Below are 18,880 nucleotides of genomic sequence, written 5' to 3' on the forward strand. Positions count from 1 at the left end.
ACAGGCAGCTGGGGAAGGTTTTTTTTTGGAGCAGCCGGCAGGCAGCGGCCAGCAGACATTTGAGCGCCACTTGGGCAGGCCGGAGCATGCCGTGCGCCCTAAAATGCCCTTCTACCAAAGGGAGGTGAGAGACTTCTTCGCTAAAAACCCAAAGAAAATACGGTAGGACACAAAAAATCTTCAAGCTGCCGGCAGGAAAATTCACTATATTTGCGGCAGAATGAGAGCTGCATGACGTCCAAACCCAAATTGACTTTCGAGAATCTGGAAATCGCCTTCCAAGCGAAATCCGACGCGGAGCTGCGTAAGATGTACGTAATTTTCGCGACCATAAACAATAATACCGCTACGAAGTTGGGCATAAAGCTGGCCAACTTGGGCTTTTCCCTGCGCTTGCCTATAAAAGGCCTGATGAAGCAAACCATGTTTGGTCATTTCTGCGGGGGAGAGACCATAGAAGAATGCGGGCGGACAGTTCAGGAGCTCGCAGACTTTGGGATCGGCACCATCCTCGACTATTCGGTGGAGGGCAAGGGGAATGAGGCCAGCTACGAGGCCACTTTCCGTGAGGTGATGCGCACCGTAGAACGTGCTGCCGGCGACCCCGCCATCCCTTTTGCCGTCTTTAAGGTCACTGGCCTGGGCGACTACCGCTTGATGATCAAAAAGCAGGCTGGAGAGGCCCTCAGCCCGAGTGAGCAGGAGGCCTATGCCCGGATGGAGGCCCGCGTAGATGCCCTTTGCGCCGCGGCGCAAAAAGCCCGGACCAAAATCCTCATCGATGCTGAAGAATCCTGGTTCCAGGATAGCATCGACGCCCTGGCTTATGCCGCCATGGAGCGCTATAACCAGCAGGACTGCATCGTGTACAATACGTACCAGATGTACCGCCACGACATGTATGCCCGCCTGGAAGCGGCCTATGCGCAGGCGGAAGTGCGAGGCTATTACCTCGGTGCCAAGCTGGTGCGTGGCGCTTACATGGAAAAGGAGCGCGAGCGTGCGGCGAAAAAAGGCTATGCCAGCCCCATTCAGGCCACGAAAGCCGACTCTGACCGCGACTACGATAAGGCCATGCGCTTCTGTCTGGACCGCGTGGAGCGCCTACATTTCGTGAGTGGCTCGCATAATGAACAGAGCAACCTGCTCCTGGCGGAGTGGATGCTGGAAAAAGGGCTGGAGCCCGGTGATGCGCGCGTGTACTTTGCGCAGCTTTATGGCATGAGCGATACGATCAGCTTTAACCTGGCCCATGCGGGCTTCCGGGTGGCCAAATATGTGCCCTATGGGCCGGTAGAGAAGGTGATGCCTTATCTCTCGCGCCGGGCGGCGGAAAATACCTCTGTGGCGGGTCAAAGCAGCCGGGAGTTTGAGCTGATAAAAAAGGAATTAACGAGAAGAAAGGCAGCGCGGAGCCAGAAGGAGCCGGCTGCTGCAAACCAACGATAAGCGATATGCAATTACTGAGCGAACAGGAAATCGAACGTAGAAAAGACCGTGAAGCCCTCTATGCGCTGGGGATTAATCCCTATCCGGCGGAGGCTTTTCCGATCAATGTCAGCGCGGCAGACATCCACCAAAACTATGAAAACCGCAAAAATGACTACAAAAACATTTCCATCGCAGGGCGCCTGATGAGCCGCCGCATCATGGGTTCCGCCTCTTTCGCGGAGCTGCAGGATAGCTCCGGCCGGCTACAGCTGTACATCCGCCGGGATGATATTTGCCCCGGTGAGGACAAGACGCTCTACAATACGGTGTTTAAAAAATTACTTGGCATCGGGGACTTTATCGGGGTGAAGGGCTATATGTTCACCACCCAGACAGGGGAGATCTCCCTGCACGTGACCGAGCTGACGGTACTTTCGAAGGCGGTCAAGCCGCTTCCTGTGGTGAAGCGCGATGAGGAGGGCAATGTCTACGATGGTTTCACCGACCCCGAGCTGCGCTACCGCCAGCGGTACGTGGACCTGACAGTGAACCCGGAGGTGAAAAAGGTCTTTATCACACGCTCTCGCATCATCAGCAGCATGCGGGCCTACTTCGATGGGAATGGCTGGCTGGAGGTGGAGACACCGATTTTACAGGCCGTTCACGGTGGGGCTGCGGCGCGTCCCTTCCAGACGCACCATAACACGCTCGACATGCCGCTTTTCCTGCGGATCGCAAATGAGCTCTACCTGAAGCGCCTTATCGTGGGGGGCTTCGACGGGGTGTATGAGTTCGGCAAGATGTTCCGTAATGAGGGCATGGACCGCACCCATAACCCAGAATTTACCTCCATGGAAATCTATGTGGCCTATAAGGACTACATCTGGATGATGGAAATGGTGGAGGATCTGCTAGAAAAGGTCTGCACACAGATCCATGGCACGGCGATCGTGTCTGTGGGGGATAAAAAAATCGATTTTACCGGCCCTTACCGTCGCCTCAGCATGTACGAATCCATTCAGGAATATGCCGGCGTGGATGTATCCGAAATGGACGAAGCCGCCCTGCGCACGCTCTGTCGTGAGATGGGCATCGAGGTGGACGACACCATGGGCCGCGGCAAGTTGATCGACGAAATCTTCGGTGAGAAGGTGGAGGCGCACCTCATTCAGCCTACCTATATCACGGATTATCCGATCGAGATGACGCCACTGGCGAAAAAGCACCGCAGCAAGCCCGGCTTGGTGGAGCGTTTTGAGCTTTTTGTAAACGGAAAGGAAATCGCTAATGCCTACACCGAGCTAAACGATCCGATCGATCAGCGGGAGCGCTTCGAGGAGCAGCTTAAGCTGGCCGCGCGCGGTGATGATGAGGCCATGGCCATGGACGAGGACTTCCTCCGCTCTCTGGAGTATGGCATGCCGCCTACATCCGGCTTGGGAATTGGTATCGACCGTCTGACCATGTTGCTGACCGATAACAGCACCATCCAGGAGGTGCTTTTCTTCCCGCAGATGCGCCCGGAGAAAAAGGTGGAAGTGGCCAGCGATGCCCAGCTGCAGGAAATCGGTGTCCGCGCGGAGCTGATCCCCGTGCTGCGCAAGCTGAACCTCTACACCCTCCAGCAGATCGCTGAGGCGGAGCCGAACAAGCTCTTTAATGATAGCTGCGGCATGCGGAAAAAGTTGAAGCTCAGCGTCGACAATCCTTCTAAGGAGGAGGTAGCGGGCTGGATAGCGGCAGCGGCCAGTCAGCAGGCCTAAGGAATAGTATCTTGTATATTTGCCTCGGCAGAGGCGGTAGATTTGGCGCGCAGGGCGCAAAGGCAGCTGTTGAGCAGGTTCCTTTGTGCCCTGCACGCACTTTTTTAGCTGTTGGGTCCGCAGGAGCACTCGATCTAGCAGGTAGCACCTATTTATTTTCGGATTCTACGCACCTTCAGGCATCCAATGCCATTTTCAATTACGTTTACTAAAGTATGAGTTCATTTCGTCTGGCCCTTCTTTTGGGGTTCACATTTTTTCTTATGGTTTCGGAACTGAATGCCCAAAACTTATACGGCTATCGCTTTCGCAAGCAGGAGTTTGTGGGTGTGCAAGCGGGCATCGGCATTCCTTACGCAGCGGGTTTAGGGCATTATCAGCCGCTCCGTCTTCCGGTGGCGCCGGCCCTAAGTGTGTTTTACGAAAAGGAGTGGAGCCCGCGCTTGTATTACCGCTTCCAAGCCTCGGGACAGCAGCTGCGCTCTTTAGCGGAAGGACGCTGGGACCCGAATATTTTGGAGTCCAAAAGGGCCGCAGACGATCCGCTAAATGTACGTGGATACATGCAGCAACTTGAATTTAGCCTTCCTTTTTATCTTTTTAAGAAGTCTCCTTATTACGGAGGAAATACCTGGAACATGTACCTGGCGCCTGCCGTCGGGGTGATGGGGGTGTGGCGCTCTTTCGAGCAGGCTAGTGAAGCGGATCGGCAGCGCGCTTCCGAGGGTTTGGCTTTTGCAGGCTTACGCTTGGGTGCCTGGTGGCAGCTGCCGGATAGCCCTTGGCGCATCGGCCTGGAAGGAAACCTGCAGGTGCTCAGCCGAAATGGGCTGGGAGGCCTCGATCGTCCCACACGCCTAGGGCCGGACATGAATGGAACTTTTCAGGTGACGCTACGCCGGAAGGTGGACTTCGGTAGCGAGCCCCTGCGGAACCAGTTTTATTATTTCTTTAGTCCACAACAAAATCCCGGCTCTCCAGAAAAACGTAAGCCCTCCGCGCGCTAGGCAAATCGCTGTGGCCAGCAGTATTTGTTGGATCACAGCGGGCGTACCGTTTTGCTCTTTGGCTTCCAAAGTAGATTGTTTTGGATTTGCTGCTTAAAATGCCGTACTTTGCGCAGTTACTTTTTAACATTGTTTATGTCAGTACATTTAGAGAAAAAAATCTACATCGCCGGACATCGCGGCATGGTAGGTGCAGCGATTAAGCGCGCGCTGGAGCGCAAAGGATACCGAAACATCATAGGCAAAAGCAGTCAGGAACTGGACCTCCGCAATCAGGCGGCCGTAAATGCGTTTTTTGCGACTGAAAAGCCAGATATCGTACTCGATGCCGCTGCCCGTGTGGGCGGGATCTTGGCGAACAACAGCTATCCCTATCCTTTCCTGATGGAGAACATGCAGATTCAGAATAATCTGATCGATGCCTCCTTAAAATCGGATGTAGAGAAGTTCATTTTCCTTGGCTCTTCTTGTATTTATCCCAAGCTCGCCCCACAGCCGCTAAAAGAGGAGTATCTGCTGACCTCTTCCTTAGAGCCTACCAATGAGTGGTATGCGCTAGCGAAAATTTCAGGGGTGAAGGCCTGCGAGGCGATTCGCAAGCAGTATGGCAAGGATTTTATCTCGCTTATGCCGACCAACTTATACGGTCCTTTTGATAATTTTGATCTCGAGACCTCTCATGTGCTGCCTGCCATGATGCGTAAGTTCCACGAGGCCAAAGAAAATGGCCATGCGCCGGTAACGCTTTGGGGCTCGGGTACGCCCATGCGGGAGTTCTTGCATGTAGACGATATGGCTGAAGCCACTGTCTTCGCGATGGAAGAGCGCTTCGATGATAATTTGTACAATGTAGGCACCGGAACTGACGTTACCATTAAAGAGCTAGCGCTGCTCATTCAGCAGATCGTCGGCCATGAAGGACGCCTGATCTGGGATGCAAGCAAGCCGGATGGAACACCACGGAAATTGATGGATGTCAGCAAGCTGGCGGCCAAAGGCTGGAAGGCGAAAATCGGTCTGGAGACAGGTATTCGCGAAACCTATGACTGGTTTCTGGCGCATAGCGACCGTTATAAAGAAGTAAAAATTTAACCCAATCATTTTTTTGATTCGATAAACACATGAAAACTGCATTAATTACCGGTATTACCGGACAGGATGGCGCCTATTTGGCGGAATTGCTTTTAGAAAAGGGCTATATGGTGCATGGCATTAAACGCCGCGCCTCGCTTTTTAATACCGATCGTATCGATCACCTGTACCAGGATCCACATGTAAAGGACCCGCGTCTGGTGCTCCACTACGGAGACCTGACAGATTCGATGAACTTGACACGTATCATCCAGGAGACGCAGCCGGATGAAATTTATAATTTGGCGGCCATGTCGCATGTGAAGGTGAGTTTCGACACGCCTGAATATACGGCGAATGCAGATGGTATTGGGACACTTCGTATCCTGGAGGCCGTACGCCTGCTTGGTATGGAGAAGAAAACCCGCATCTATCAAGCCTCCACCTCTGAGCTTTACGGCTTGGTGCAGGCGGTTCCGCAGTCCGAGACGACGCCTTTCTATCCACGCTCTCCCTATGCGGTGGCCAAATTATATGCCTACTGGATTACTGTGAATTACAGAGAAGCTTATGGCATGTTCGCCTGTAATGGAATTTTGTTCAACCATGAATCTCCACTTCGTGGGGAGACCTTCGTGACGCGTAAAATTACACGGGCGATTTCTAAAATTGCGCTTGGCATGCAGCAGGACCTATACATGGGGAACCTCGATGCCAAACGGGACTGGGGCCATGCGAAAGATTATGTGAAAGCCATGTACCTGATCTTGCAGCAGGATGTGGCGGAAGATTTCGTCATCGCCACCGGTGTCACCACCAAGGTGCGTGACTTCATCAAGATGGCCGCTGCCGAAGTGGGCTTGATGCTTGACTTCTCCGGCGAGGGTGTGGATGAAATCGGTGTGCTCATCGGTATCAATGAGCCTGTTTTCGAACGAGCGACTGGCTGTGGCAGTGACGAAACAGGTGCCCGTTCTCTCATCGGAAAGACGATCGTTCGCATCGATCCGCGTTATTTCCGACCGACGGAAGTGGACCTCTTGATCGGTGATCCGACGAAGTCGAAAGAAAAGTTAGGCTGGGTTCCGGAATACGATCTGAAAGGACTCGTAGAAGACATGATGCAGGCAGATGTCAAGGCCTTCCGTCGGGATAGAGAGCTCCTGAAGGCCGGTCATAGCATCCTTAACCAGGCAGAATAAGCGTTTGAAAAGACGATAGGGAAAAGGCCGGGGCGTGAATTTCGGCCTTTTTCTTTATTTTTTAACATGTACGATGAGTCAACTTGTAACGCGTTTTCAGCAACTTCTCGGAATTAAAAGCGACCGGACGAAAAATATTAGCGTCCATGTCTTGAAGTCATTGCTCTTTAAGGGAGGCATGATCGCGAGCAGCTTCATTCTCGTGCCCCTCACACTTAATTTCCTTACGAAGGAAGCCTACGGCGTCTGGTTGACCCTTACCTCCTTCCTCTCCTGGTTTACCTTTTTCGATGTGGGATTGGGGAATGGCCTGCGCAACAAGCTGGCCGAGGCCCTGACAGAAAAAGATCAGCCCAAAGCCCGTGCATACGTGAGCGCAGCGTATCTGAGCATCGGCTCGATTTCTTTCCTGCTCGTTCTCCTGCTGCTGGCCATCGGTCTCTGGGTGGATTGGGCTCAGGTATTTAATGCCTCCGAGGACTTGGTCTACGACCTGAACCGACTGGTGCCTGTTGTTTTTATCTTCTTTGGACTGAATATGGTAGGGAAGTTGATCACCACCATGTATTTGGCAACCCAAAACCATTCCATAGAAGGTAAAATAGGGATCTACACCCAAGGGCTTACCCTGCTGTCCATCTTCTTGTTGACGCGCTATGCAGACAGCTCCTTGCTGCTGTTCGGCTTGATCGTGAATGCCATCCCCGTCCTGATCCTGGCCGTTCTTTCTTGGGCCGCCTTCCGCGGTAATTTTGCGCCCCTACGCCCCTCCTTTAGAAGCTGGAACCGTGTGCATTTAGGCGAAATGGCCGGGCTAGGAGGGAAGTTTTTAATCATCCAGATCGCCACGATTGTGTTGTTCTCAACAGACAACTTCATCATTACCCGTATCTTAGGACCGGAGGAGGTAGTGCCCTATCAAGTGGCCTTTAAATATTTCTCTGTGGTGACCATGGGGTACACGATTCTTCTGGGCCCGTACTGGTCTTCGTTTACAGAGGCCTATGCCAAACAAGATTTGGGATGGATTCGAAATAGCGTGGGAACGATTCAAAAAATTTGGCTAGGGATTCCGCTCGTGCTGCTGCTGCTCTACCTGGGTGCAGACCACTTCTACCTCTTCTGGGTTGGTGATGAGGTAGTCGTTCCACGAGGACTATCTGCGGCTATGGCGCTCTTCGTGCTGCTCATGACCTTTAACATGGTGTATGTGAATTTCATCAATGGCGTGGGCAAAGTCAAACTGCAGCTGTACACGTCCATGTTTACCATGCTGATCAATATTCCGCTTAGTATCTTCTTTGCCAAGACACTGGAACTGGGGGCGACGGGTGTGATTTTAGCCACCTGCTGCTGTTTCAGCTACTCTGTGATTCTCAGACCGCTTCAATATTATAAAATTATGTCAGGAAAAGCATCCGGCATTTGGATGCAGTAAGCCTTAAACCTATGAAAAAACAACTTACGATTTTTGATACAGCCATCTGCTCCAGTAACCTGGGCGATTTTATCATTATGGATGCTGTGAAGGAACAGCTAAATGCGCTGTTTCCGGACTATATGAAGTTTTATGCAGTCACGCATGATGTGGTCGGCAAGGCCACTTACGACTTGGTACGTCAAAGCAACTATTCCTTTGTGGGAGGGACGAATTTGCTCTCTTCAAACATGCGTTCCTATAACCAGTGGAAGATCAATCTGAAAGATGCCGTCTACATGAAGGACATCATCCTGCTCGGCGTAGGCTGGTGGCAGTACCAGAGAGATCCGGATCTGTATACGCGCACCCTCTTTCGCCGTGTCTTGAATCGAGAGATCCTCCACTCGGTCCGGGATTCCTTTACCGAGCAGAAACTACACGCCATGGGGCTTAAAAATGTCATCAATACCGCCTGTGCCACCATGTGGAAGCTCACCCCGGAGCACTGTGCCGACATCCCGAAGGAAAAAGGAGAAGAGGTGGTCTTCACACTTACGGACTACAACCAGCAACCTGAGGCGGACACCTTTCTGATCGATACCCTGCTCAAAACCTATAAAAAGGTCTATTTCTGGCCACAGGGAAGCGAAGATATCGCGTATTTTGCGAAGCTCAACAAGCAAGATGAGCGCCTGCATGTGCTTCCCCCAACTTTAGAGGCGTATACCGCTTGCCTGGCCGATACCCGTAAGTCGCTGGACTTCGTGGGTACCCGCCTCCATGCCGGGGTGCGCGCCTTGCAGCTGAAAAGGCGCTCGCTGATCATCGCGATCGATAACCGCGCGAAAGAAAAAGCCAAGGACTTTAACTTGGCGATCATCGACCGCTCGGATTTAAGCCAGCTGGCAGAGCGCATCCGTAAGCCTTTAGCAACAGAAATTCATATTCCACAAGCTGAAATCGAGCGCTGGAAAGCTCAGTTTGTATGAAAATCGTTATCGTCAATACCTTCGAGCAGGAGGGAGGCGCCGCTCGGGCTGCTGAGCGACTCTACCATGCCCTGAAACGCTATACGGCGCATGAGGTGTATTACCTCGTGCAGTATAAAAGCAGTTCAGATCCGGATGTGCTCCAGCTGCCTAAGCGTTTTCCCTTTTTTCCCCACACCTTAAAAGCAAGGCTAGATAAAGTAGACCTGCTAAAATATCCCGAAAGGTCTACCAATACCTTTACGGCGGCCTTGCCTCGATGGAATACGCTGGTGGACACTTTAAATGCACTTCAGCCGGACATCGTGCATCTGCACTGGGTGTCGGCAGGCATGCTGCATGTGGACGATATCCCCAAGATACAAGCGGAGATCGTCTGGACGCTGCATGACATGTGGCCCTTTACGGGGGGCTGCCACTACGATGGCTCCTGTGGCCGCTACACGCAGCAGTGCGGCGCCTGCCCGGTTTTGGGTTCTACAGACGAGAAGGACATCAGCGCTCGCATCTTTCAGCGGAAGAAAAAAGCTTACGGCAGGCGTTCTAAGCCGCTGCATATCGTCGGGCTTAGCCGCTGGCTGCATGAAGCAGCGAAAAGCAGTACCCTCTTTCGGGAGCGTCAGCACTATCAGCTGCCCAACCCCATCGATACCTCTCTTTTCTTTCCTATAGCGCGAAGTACGGCCCGGGAGGCACTTGGCTTGCCTGAAACAGGTCGAATCATTCTCTTTGGTGCCATGTCCGCGACCACCAATCCGATTAAGGGCTATTCGTTCGTAGAAGCAGCGCTGTCCGGCTTAGCCAATAAAGAGGAGCTTCGCTTGGTCATTTTTGGTGCCTCGGAGGGAGAGGCCGAACGGTTCGGCATCCCCGTGCAGTATGTCGGAACCCTGCGGGATACGGTGAGCCTCCGCCTGCTCTATAATGCGGCAGATGTGATGCTGGTACCCAGCAAACAGGAAAACCTGTCCAATAGCATCATGGAAGCATTAGCCTGCGGTACCCCAGTCTGTTCTTTTGCGATCGGAGGAAATGGCGACATGATCCAGCATAAGCAAAATGGCTACCTAGCGCGGCCTTTCGAAGTGGAGGACTATCGCGCCGGTATCGAATGGCTGCTAGAAAAGGCGGATACGAGCGATCTGCGACAGGCTGCGCGTGCGTATGTTTTGGAACACTTTGAAGCCAAAAAGGTGGCAGAACGGTATGAGGCCATGTATGCATCCATTTTGAGCTAATTTTTTAATTTTAAGAAACTTATGAAATAGTTTTAGCGCTTTAAAGGATAGCGCAACAGTTTTACCGTGCTGGGGTGAAATAAAAAGATGGGAATATACTTTTTAGCTTGCTTTTAGCGGTTTTTTAATAACTTTGTAAGGTACTTATTTCACCCAACGGTAAGTCAGCAAAATCTTGAACACCCGCAATAAAGCAGTTTTTACATCTGTACTTGTCTGGCTATGCATATTTTTCTTTGCTCATGCTGCCTATGCCCAAGACCCTGTCGTGGTGCCCAGGGAAGGTTTTCCCTATTGCGAACCTTTTTTTGGTGGGGATGATCCCTTCGCCAGCGGCCGTGTGGAGCTCTTCGGCAATGCCCGTCTGAACCCGGGTTTCGGGGGACTCCAACTTACAGAGGCGGTTCAACAGCAGTCAGGTGCATTGGTCGTTAATCAAGCTTTTCCTTCCAAAGGAGGGATTTCCATCTCCTTTGAGTATGCGAGCTTCGGGACACGTAACAGAAATAATTTTACTGGACTTCCTTTTGAAACAGGCGCCGATGGTATCTCCGTCTTTTTGTTTGATGCACTCGTGCCATCATTTATTCTGGGGGCTGATGGTGGTTCCCTCTCTTATGCACCTCGTGTCGCTGATAATGGCACGATAGAAGAACCCGGCCTTTCCGGAGGGTACATTGGTATAGGGTTCGATGAATTTGGGAATTTTGCTAACGGGGTGGTAAATGTCGGTAGAACGCGAGAGGATCAGAATCAACTCAATAAAGTGCTTCACAATGTTACCATTCGAGGCCCACAAACAGCTAAGTATAATCCCCTTCTACGCTATGTCACTCGGCTGGAAAATAATGCTATTCCGCCTTTTACAGATATTTACAATGACTTGTATCGGACCACCGAGATTTTTGATAAATCGGTCAGCTTTACCATCGACAATGCAAGGATGGATACTCCTGTCTGGAACGCCTCTCAGGAAGGATACCGGAAAGTGTTTATCGATATTATCCCCGATGGGGCGCAATACAGAGTGGTGATTGATATGCTAATCAATACGGGAACGGGCAGCCAGTTGGTGCGCATTACTCCTCCCAATGGAATTCCCTATAATTTCCCCATTCCGGACTTTTTGCAAATCGGCTTTGGGGGCGCCACGGGAGGGAGTACGAATAACCACGTGATCCGCAACTTATCCGTAAACGTTTTTGATAACAGAATCGTGCAGCCTCCTAACCTGGCCACACTGGATTATGAGCTCTGCGTGGGAGAAGAAATGCAGGATACGATCGAGCCTGTGCTGGAGGCCCCTTCCTTTATCCAGTGCGTGCAGATATTCGAAAATAGTCCAGGAACTAACCCGAGCGGGAATCCGAGTGGAACCCCGGAAAATCGCGCACCCGGTCTAGCCCCCTTCTGCGGGACGAATAACTGCGACAACCCCGTCACAACGCTGGTCCTTCCTGGCCAAGGCACCTTTACCTTAGACTTATCTAGCACAGTGGAAATCGGCGGAGCAACCCCTACAGCCGATAGCTTTGATATCAAATTTGTTCCTGTGGCTGGTTTTAGCGGGGTGGCGGTCGCTTTCGTGGTGATCCAAGACAACTTTGGACGGCAGTCCCAGCCCATCCGCATCTCCGTACAAGTGCTGCCTGAGTTAGCCCCCGAGGATATCTCCATCGACAATTTCTTTTCCTGCGGGGATGCAGCGAGTTTCTCCATCGGGATCCCGAGTACGGTCACGGATGGATTCGAAAGGCCCATCGCTGTGGAGTATGTTCTCCTAGCTCCGGATGGCAGGGAGCTGGACCGAAATGATAGCGGGGATTTTAGCATTTCTGGCTTGACGGCGGCTACCGCGGGGGACTATACGGTAGAGGTGGTTTTTTCGGTGACCGGCACTGACCCGCTAAAGCAATGTATCAGCAGCAAGACGGTGCCCATCCCCTTTAATCCACTGCCTGCGCCGGACTTTATACCCGAAGCGGCGCTTTGCTTCGGAGAAGCCACGGGCAGTATCGAAATCCGCGGTGCCCCGAATTTTCGCTACCGCCTAAATCCAGATACGGCAGGGGAGCAAGCAGCCACAGCTGATGCTAGCGGTGTGCTCGTTTTTCCTAATCTCCTTGCCGGCACCTATGAAATTTTAGCCATCGACCCCGTCACCGATTGCCAAGAGCTTTTTACGGGGTTAATCGTGGAGCAACCGCAAGGCCCGCTCACAGCGAATTTTATCGAAGCCATGGACCCTACCTGCTCCGATAACGATGGCAGCTACCGCTTTTTTGTCGAAGGAGGAACGCCGACCGGGGATGTCGCCGCACCCTATACCTTTGAGCTAAATGGAACGGCGGTGCCCTCCTCCGCATACACGCTAAGCCCGAGCGGTGGCGGCTGGGAAGTGCTTCTTTTCGGCCTCGACGAAGGCACTTTTACGCTGCAGCTTATCGATGCGAATGCTTGCGAACTGCCGCTGTCACTTCCAGCTTTGAACCGTCAGGTGCTGCCCACCTTCGAGGTAAATGGTCCCTTCGAGGCTTGTGTGTTGAATCCGCTCAGCCTTCGCCCAAGTATCCTTACCGAAGGAACCCCGCCTGCGGCACCTGTCTACCGTTGGTTTAAAGATCCGGCAGGCACGGAGGAGATCCTGCCCGGAACGGATGCCGCCTGGGACATGGATTTTGGCATCGCCACAGACGGGTCCTTAGAAATCAGTAATGCCGGCACTGCGGGCAGCTACCGGGTGTACCTGATGCCGGACATTGTCAATGACTGCGCACTTGCCCCCGTGGCGGTGGATTTCGTGATTACCCCTGCCCCTGAGGCTAGCTATACCGTGGAGGCCATTTCCTGCGCAGGGCAGACGGATGGCATCATTACGCTCAGCAGCCCCCAAGAGGCGGGGGCAAGCTACACGCTTTTGGGTGGAGCGGGGGCAAGTTTCGATCCGGCCACCGGGACCTTCTCCGGGCTGGCGCCGGGTACTTACACCGTGCGGATGACCAATGCCTCAGGCTGTTTTGTGGACAGTGAGCCGCTGCTCATCGAGGATAAAGACCCTCTCTTGCTCAGCCTGAGCGATAGCGTGGACCCAAGTTGCGATTTGCCAAACGGTAGCCTTAGCTTCCGGATCAGCGGTGGAACGCCAGATGCTAGCGGCTCCTATGCCTCCATCACCCTAAATGGGCAGCCGCTCAGCGCTTTTTCACATACCCTTACCACGGCGGGAACGGAAGTAGTACTTGAATTTATGGATTTGCCGGAGGGAAGCTATTCCCTGGAGGTGCAAGACGAGGCACGCCCCTCCGATGGCGCGCGCTGCACGAGTACCGCCGCGGCCACGCTGGTCGCACAGGTGCTGCCCACCTTCCCCGCAGATGCAGATGCGGCCATTTGCGCCTCGGCGCCCAACCTGCTCCTTCCGATCGCGCCGCTGACGCCGGGTGCCCCTGTGGAGTCGATCAGCTACCGCTGGTTTCTGGATGCGGGCATGAGCCAAGAGCTGAATCCAGGCGATGCCATCGGCTCGGCAGGGCTGCAAGTGGGCTTTCCTGCACCCGATCGGGCCACGCTGGAGCTGACGAACTTGACCGATGCCGCAGGAACTTATGTGCTCTATGTTTTACCGGTGCTCCCGAGCGGCTGTACGCTGACTCCCATCCCCTACACCGTGACCCTGGAGGCACTGCCGGAGACGCGTTGGGCGGCGGAGCAGCAGTCTTGTGCCGGCCTGAACGATGGGCGCATCCTGTTGATAGGCGGAGGGGAGGCGGGCTACAGCTATGCCTTGCTCGGCCAAACGACGGCTTTTGATGCCAGCGCCAATGCCTTTTTGGGGCTCGCCCCTGGCATGTACACGATCGAGATTACCAATGCCTTCGGCTGCGTGCAGCAGGAAACGGTGGAAGTGGAGGCAGTGCCCCCCATCGTCCTTAGCCCCCTCACGGCGGTAGATCCTAGTTGCGGGGACCCGAATGGAGCCATCAGCTTCACCCTGGAGGGTGGAAATGGTGATTTCCGCGTGCAGCTGAATGGGCAGCCGCTCAGTGCCTTTCCCGGCGCAAGCATCAGCCCGGCCAGCGGTACAGATCCGGTGACGGTTACGGTGGTAGACCTGGCACCGGGCACCTATGCGTTTACGGTCGAGGATGCGAATGGCTGTGCGGGCCCCACACATAACGTGACGCTGGTAAACAATCAAGGAATTCCGCTGACTACCGCGGCCACGCAAGAAACCATCTGTGAAGGCGGCGATGCTGCGCTGCGGCCGGTGATCACAGGGGCGGGGGCTAATCCACTCACCCTCACCTGGTATGCCGATGCTGCCCGCACACAAGCCGTGCCGCTCACTGGGCCCGACGCGCAGGGCCGCAGCTACAGTGTGGCTGCTGATGGTACCCTTACCGTTAGCGGTTTGACGGCAGGCACCTATACCTTTTATGCACAGATTAGTGGGCCTGGGGTCTGTACCATACAGGAAGAAGCCCGCGTGGAAGTATTACCGCCCGTGGTGGCCAGCACGGTAAATAGCACCCGCGTCACCTGTTTTGGTGGAGTCGATGGCACGATTAGCGTCTCCGGGGTGAGTGGCGGAAATGGCAGCTACCTGTACAGCATCGATGGGGTAAATTTTCAAAGTAGCCCCGAGTTCAGCGGCCTGCCGGCGGGGACTTACACCGTAGCCGTAAAAGACGATAGCGGCCTGACGGGCTGCGGATTTAGTACAAGCATCGAGGTGGAAGGTCCTACACAAGCACTGGGTGCTACCCTCGTACGTGTCGATGAGGTAGCTTGTGGAGCGAACATCGGCCGCATCGAGGTGGCCTTCGTCGGTGGCTATGGCCCCTACACGGCGGAGTGGCGTGCCGATGACCCCCTGACAGGTGCGGTGCTGCCGGCCCTAGCGGGCGGCACGGTGGTGGAAGATTTGCCAGTGGGCACCTACCACTTGATCCTTACGGATGATGCAGGTTGCTCCGTGACCCTTCCTTACACGATCAGCACCAAGCCGGATCCCGTCTACAGTTGGGACAGCAGCCCGATCGAAATCTGCCAGGGGGAGCCATTCCGCCTCCGCGCCACCTTAACGAATGCGGGTGTGAGCCCTGCACTTCCGGGCTTTAGCTGGTCGCTACAGGCAGATTTTAGCAGCTTGATTACCGGCACCCAAACCCTTTCAGGAGCTACTTTCACTGCGAATGGGGATGCTGAAGCACCGCAGCTCGACATCGTGGATTTGGCGCCGGGGACTTATACGGTTTACGGGCGCAACGACTGTACCGGGGAGGAGTTTAGCCGTGCCATCACCGTGGAGGCCGCTCCGGTGAGCAGCTTTACGGTGGTAGATGAATCTTGTTTTGGGGCGGCCGATGGCCAAATCCGACTGGCCACAGGTCCGGATACGGGTGTGCGCTACACGGTAATCGGTCCTGCCGGAAGCTTTACTTTGGCCGATAAGGCCGCCCTGGAAAGCACCTTATTCCCTCCTGGCACTTATGAGGTGACCAGCATCTCGGCTTTTGCCTGTACGGCTAAGGTCTCGCTCACGATCGAGGCTGCCACGGAGCTGCTGGCCCGAAACGAGCAGGTCAGCCCGACCACGTGTGGGCTTTCCGATGGGCGTATCCAGTTCGAGGTGCTCGGCGGAAAGGCGCCTTACCAGGTGTTTTTCGGGCCCGATGGCGGTACCCTGAGCCCACGTACGCTCACGGCAGCAGGGGAAATCACTTTTACGGATCTGGCCGTAGGCAGCTATAACTACCGCGTCGAAGATGCCAATGGCTGTGTATTTACCGCGCCAGCGCCGCTGCAAGTGGTGGATGGCCCCACGCCGATTATCGTGGATGATGTGGCCATCTGTGAGCAGGAAATCGCCCGTGTGCCGGTGGCCGTAAGCCCTGCTGCTGCGGGCGTGAGCTACCGCTGGTTTGTGGGCAGCCATGCCGATCCGGTGGCTGCCGGCGCCACCGAAATCGCGGACGGCGATGTGCTCGGCGGCATCCGCTATGGCCTTGAGGCGGAGGGCACCCTGATGCTGGAAGACCTAAGCTTGGGCGGCAGCCCCTATACCTACACCGTCATCGCCTCGGGTGGAGGCATCTGTGCGGGTGATGTGCAAACCGTCCGTGTGGAGGTGCTGGGCATCCCACAGGTGAGCGTCACAGAGGTGGATGAGCGCTGCTTCGGTGCGGGGGGTAGCCTGCGGGTGCAGGAGGCCCCGGGCCAAAGCCTCCTCCGCTACAGCCTAAATGGGGGTGCTTTCGAGCCGCTGGCGAGTGGTCTGCTGGATAATTTAGCGCAAGGCACTTATACCCTCGAGGTGGTGAATGCGGCCAACTGCCCCCTGCCGCTGGGGAGCTTTACCGTGGGCGGCCCTGTGGAGGCATTGGATTTCGCGGCCTTAGGGGCGGTCAACACCACCTGTAACCAAACCAATGGCCTCATCGGAGGCACCCTCCGCGGCGGTACGGCGCCCTACCAGGTGCAGGTGCGTACAGTGGGGGGCAGTGTGGTGGATCCAAGTCAAATTTCCTGGTCCAGTGCCACCATCTTCCGTGTAGAAGGCCTGCCGGTGGGCGATTTTACTGTAGACGTCAGCGATGCGAACGGCTGCAGCTTGCCTACAGAAACCCTCAGGGTCTCCGACGATCCGATCCCCGTGGACCTAAACGATGCCCGCTTCTGCGTAGGGGAATCGGTGGCGCTGCAACCTTCCGTAGGAGCGGGTGCCTGGACGGGAGGCTTCCGCTGGTACTTGGATAAAGACCGTCGGCAAGCGATTCCAAGGGGCACGCTCACGCAAGGCGACCTCACCCTGACCGTAGATACCGCAGATGTGTTGACCGTCAGCGGCCTAGAGGTAGGAGAGGAGCTGGAGGTTTTCGTGGAAATGGCCCTGCCGACAACCTGTAATTTGATTCTAGCCGAGGCCACCATCAGTGTGCACGAAGAAGCCGAGCTGCGCCTCCGTAATCCGCTTGTTGTCTGCGACCCTACCATGGGTTACCTGATCAGCGACGTGATCGAGAATTTCGACCCGGGGCGCTACGAATATCAAATTATCGCGCCTACCGGGGATGAATTGGGTGGCCCCCAAGAGCGCGTTTTCCAGTCCGGAACCTATGCGATCGCCTCCCGCTTCATCGGTAGCCCCTGCTTTAATAGCCCCCAGGAGGTGCAGCTGCTCATCGAGCCAGAAGCCATTCAGGCGAACTTCTCCTTCGAGGTGGAAGACCCCGACACGGGCGAGCTGCTGCCTAACCATATCATCGGGGTAGGAGAGCTCCTGCGCTTCACGGATCTGACCACAGGGGACCCCGGGGCCGTCTGGCAGCAGTGGGACTTCGGCGATGGGGAGATATCCGTGGACCAAAACCCGAGCCATTCCTTCAGCAGCCCAGGGACGTATACGATCACGCTCTTTGCCGAGACGGCCAATCAGTGCCGCTCCCAAATGCAGGCCGTCGTGCGCGTCATCGATGGCTACCTCTGGGAAGCCCCTACGGCCATCTACCCAGGAGGCCCTCGCCTAGAAAATGAAGTCTTCAAGCCGCAGCACCGCGGCATCGTGGCCATGGAGCTGCATATCTTCAACCTCTGGGGCGAGCAGCTCTTTAAAACGGAGATATTGGACAGCAGCTGGGACGCCACCTTTAAGGGGCAGCCGGTACCTGGCGGCAATTATGCCTACCGCGCCATCGTTACCAGCAGGGGCGGGACAGTGTCCACGGAGGCCGGCTATTTTAAAGTTATTCGCTGATTTAATTTTATAATTGTTAAAAAGCGCTAATTTTGTGTTTTATTCCAACTTTATCTGCTTTTTTACGTGCGATGCGCATATCGCTTATGGAAAACAACACCCCGCTGCTCACGCTTATTACCATTAACTATAACAATGCCGCCGGCTTAGCACTCACGCTAGCTGCCGTGGAAAGGCAGGTCTGTAGCCATCCTTTCGAATACCTGGTCATCGATGGAGGGTCTACCGATGGCTTCGAGGAGGTCATCGCGCCCTATGTAGGGAACACCGTGACCCGCTACATTTCCGAAAAGGACCGCGGCGTCTACCATGCCATGAATAAGGGTACCCAGATGGCCACCGGCACCTACTGCCTATTCCTAAATTCAGGAGATTACCTGCTCGCAGAAGACAGCCTGCAGCGTGCCCTGGACAGCTTAAATGGCGACGACATCCAGTCCTTTTCCTGCATCATTAAAAAAGCCGGCAAGACCTACGAGCAGTCGCCGCCCTTTGAGCCCACGCTCTTCACCTTCGTGCAGGGGAGTCTGCCGCATCCGAGCACCTTTATCCGCCGCGAGCTGCTGCTGCGCATGGGCGGCTATAAAGAAAGCTACCGCGTGATCTCCGACTGGGTTTTCTTTATGGAAGCGCTCCTGGTGGAGCATGCCAGCTATACACTGCATCCTTTTCCCCTCAGCGTCTTCGAGGCAGATACCGGCCTAAGCAGTACCAATGCCTTTAATGAAGGGGAGCTACGCATCAAAATCCTACGGGAAACTTTCCCGCGCATCGCGCCGGACTATTTTCTTGAGCATAAAATTCCTTTCTTTTATCAGTACAGGAGCTTTCAGCTTGTCAATAAAGACAGTAGCTTTGTAAAACTCTTATTAAAAGCGATTTACTTTGTGCTGTATCGTCTAAAGCGTCAAGATCCAGCCCAAAACCCTGGCATCCGCGTGCGGCAGCTGCCCGCTGAGGACCCGATCCATCGCCGTATCTACGGCAGCCCTTGAATGCCCTA

The 18,880-nt window shown here is 54.6% G+C and carries 10 protein-coding genes; all 10 read left to right on the plus strand.

Annotated elements, in window-relative coordinates; genetic code table 11:
- The first annotated feature begins 231 nt into the window (after window positions 1-231).
- Window positions 232-1,449: a proline dehydrogenase family protein gene (locus ACXIT9_RS12245; protein WP_458056525.1), complete on the plus strand. Its 1,218-nt coding sequence runs from the start codon at window positions 232-234 to the stop codon at window positions 1,447-1,449.
- 5 nt (window positions 1,450-1,454) lie between these two features.
- Window positions 1,455-3,194 (plus strand): lysine--tRNA ligase, encoded by a 1,740-nt coding sequence (gene lysS, locus ACXIT9_RS12250; protein ID WP_458056526.1) that lies wholly within the window; start codon window positions 1,455-1,457, stop codon window positions 3,192-3,194.
- 215 nt (window positions 3,195-3,409) lie between these two features.
- On the plus strand, window positions 3,410-4,201 hold the full coding sequence (locus ACXIT9_RS12255; RefSeq protein ID WP_458056527.1) for a hypothetical protein: 792 nt from the start codon (window positions 3,410-3,412) through the stop codon (window positions 4,199-4,201).
- A 135-nt stretch (window positions 4,202-4,336) separates the two neighbouring features.
- Window positions 4,337-5,293, plus strand: a complete 957-nt coding sequence (locus tag ACXIT9_RS12260) for a GDP-L-fucose synthase family protein (RefSeq protein ID WP_458056528.1) — start codon at window positions 4,337-4,339, stop codon at window positions 5,291-5,293.
- 29 nt (window positions 5,294-5,322) lie between these two features.
- Entirely contained in the window at window positions 5,323-6,474 is a 1,152-nt protein-coding gene (gene gmd / locus ACXIT9_RS12265) for a GDP-mannose 4,6-dehydratase (RefSeq protein ID WP_458056529.1), read from the plus strand.
- Window positions 6,475-6,547: 73 nt separating this feature from the next.
- On the plus strand, window positions 6,548-7,912 hold the full coding sequence (locus ACXIT9_RS12270; RefSeq protein ID WP_458056530.1) for a lipopolysaccharide biosynthesis protein: 1,365 nt from the start codon (window positions 6,548-6,550) through the stop codon (window positions 7,910-7,912).
- An 11-nt stretch (window positions 7,913-7,923) separates the two neighbouring features.
- Complete coding sequence (locus ACXIT9_RS12275; protein ID WP_458056531.1) at window positions 7,924-8,883, plus strand: polysaccharide pyruvyl transferase family protein; 960 nt, start codon at window positions 7,924-7,926, stop codon at window positions 8,881-8,883.
- Complete coding sequence (locus tag ACXIT9_RS12280) at window positions 8,880-10,121, plus strand: glycosyltransferase family 4 protein (protein WP_458056532.1); 1,242 nt, start codon at window positions 8,880-8,882, stop codon at window positions 10,119-10,121. Before ACXIT9_RS12275 ends, ACXIT9_RS12280 begins: the two co-directional genes overlap by 4 nt.
- Window positions 10,122-10,296: 175 nt before the next feature.
- The gene (locus ACXIT9_RS12285) at window positions 10,297-17,877 is read left to right on the plus strand and encodes a PKD domain-containing protein (protein WP_458056533.1); all 7,581 of its coding nucleotides are present in this window, start codon (window positions 10,297-10,299) and stop codon (window positions 17,875-17,877) included.
- Between the two features lie 86 nt (window positions 17,878-17,963).
- Window positions 17,964-18,872: a glycosyltransferase gene (locus ACXIT9_RS12290; RefSeq protein WP_458056534.1), complete on the plus strand. Its 909-nt coding sequence runs from the start codon at window positions 17,964-17,966 to the stop codon at window positions 18,870-18,872.
- The last annotated feature ends 8 nt before the right edge of the window (window positions 18,873-18,880 follow it).

The sequence above is a fragment of the Nitritalea sp. genome, from assembly GCF_054166705.1.

Excerpts from the sequence above, each read along its gene's own strand:
- ACXIT9_RS12260 (WP_458056528.1), top strand. The coding sequence starts at position 4,337 with ATGTCAGTACATTTAGAGAAAAAAATCTACATCGCCGGACATCGCGGC.
- ACXIT9_RS12290 (WP_458056534.1), top strand. The coding sequence starts at position 17,964 with ATGGAAAACAACACCCCGCTGCTCACGCTTATTACCATTAACTATAAC.
- gmd (WP_458056529.1), top strand. The coding sequence starts at position 5,323 with ATGAAAACTGCATTAATTACCGGTATTACCGGACAGGATGGCGCCTAT.
- ACXIT9_RS12280 (WP_458056532.1), top strand. The coding sequence starts at position 8,880 with ATGAAAATCGTTATCGTCAATACCTTCGAGCAGGAGGGAGGCGCCGCT.
- ACXIT9_RS12245 (WP_458056525.1), top strand. The coding sequence starts at position 232 with ATGACGTCCAAACCCAAATTGACTTTCGAGAATCTGGAAATCGCCTTC.
- ACXIT9_RS12255 (WP_458056527.1), top strand. The coding sequence starts at position 3,410 with ATGAGTTCATTTCGTCTGGCCCTTCTTTTGGGGTTCACATTTTTTCTT.
- ACXIT9_RS12275 (WP_458056531.1), top strand. The coding sequence starts at position 7,924 with ATGAAAAAACAACTTACGATTTTTGATACAGCCATCTGCTCCAGTAAC.
- lysS (WP_458056526.1), top strand. The coding sequence starts at position 1,455 with ATGCAATTACTGAGCGAACAGGAAATCGAACGTAGAAAAGACCGTGAA.
- ACXIT9_RS12270 (WP_458056530.1), top strand. The coding sequence starts at position 6,548 with ATGAGTCAACTTGTAACGCGTTTTCAGCAACTTCTCGGAATTAAAAGC.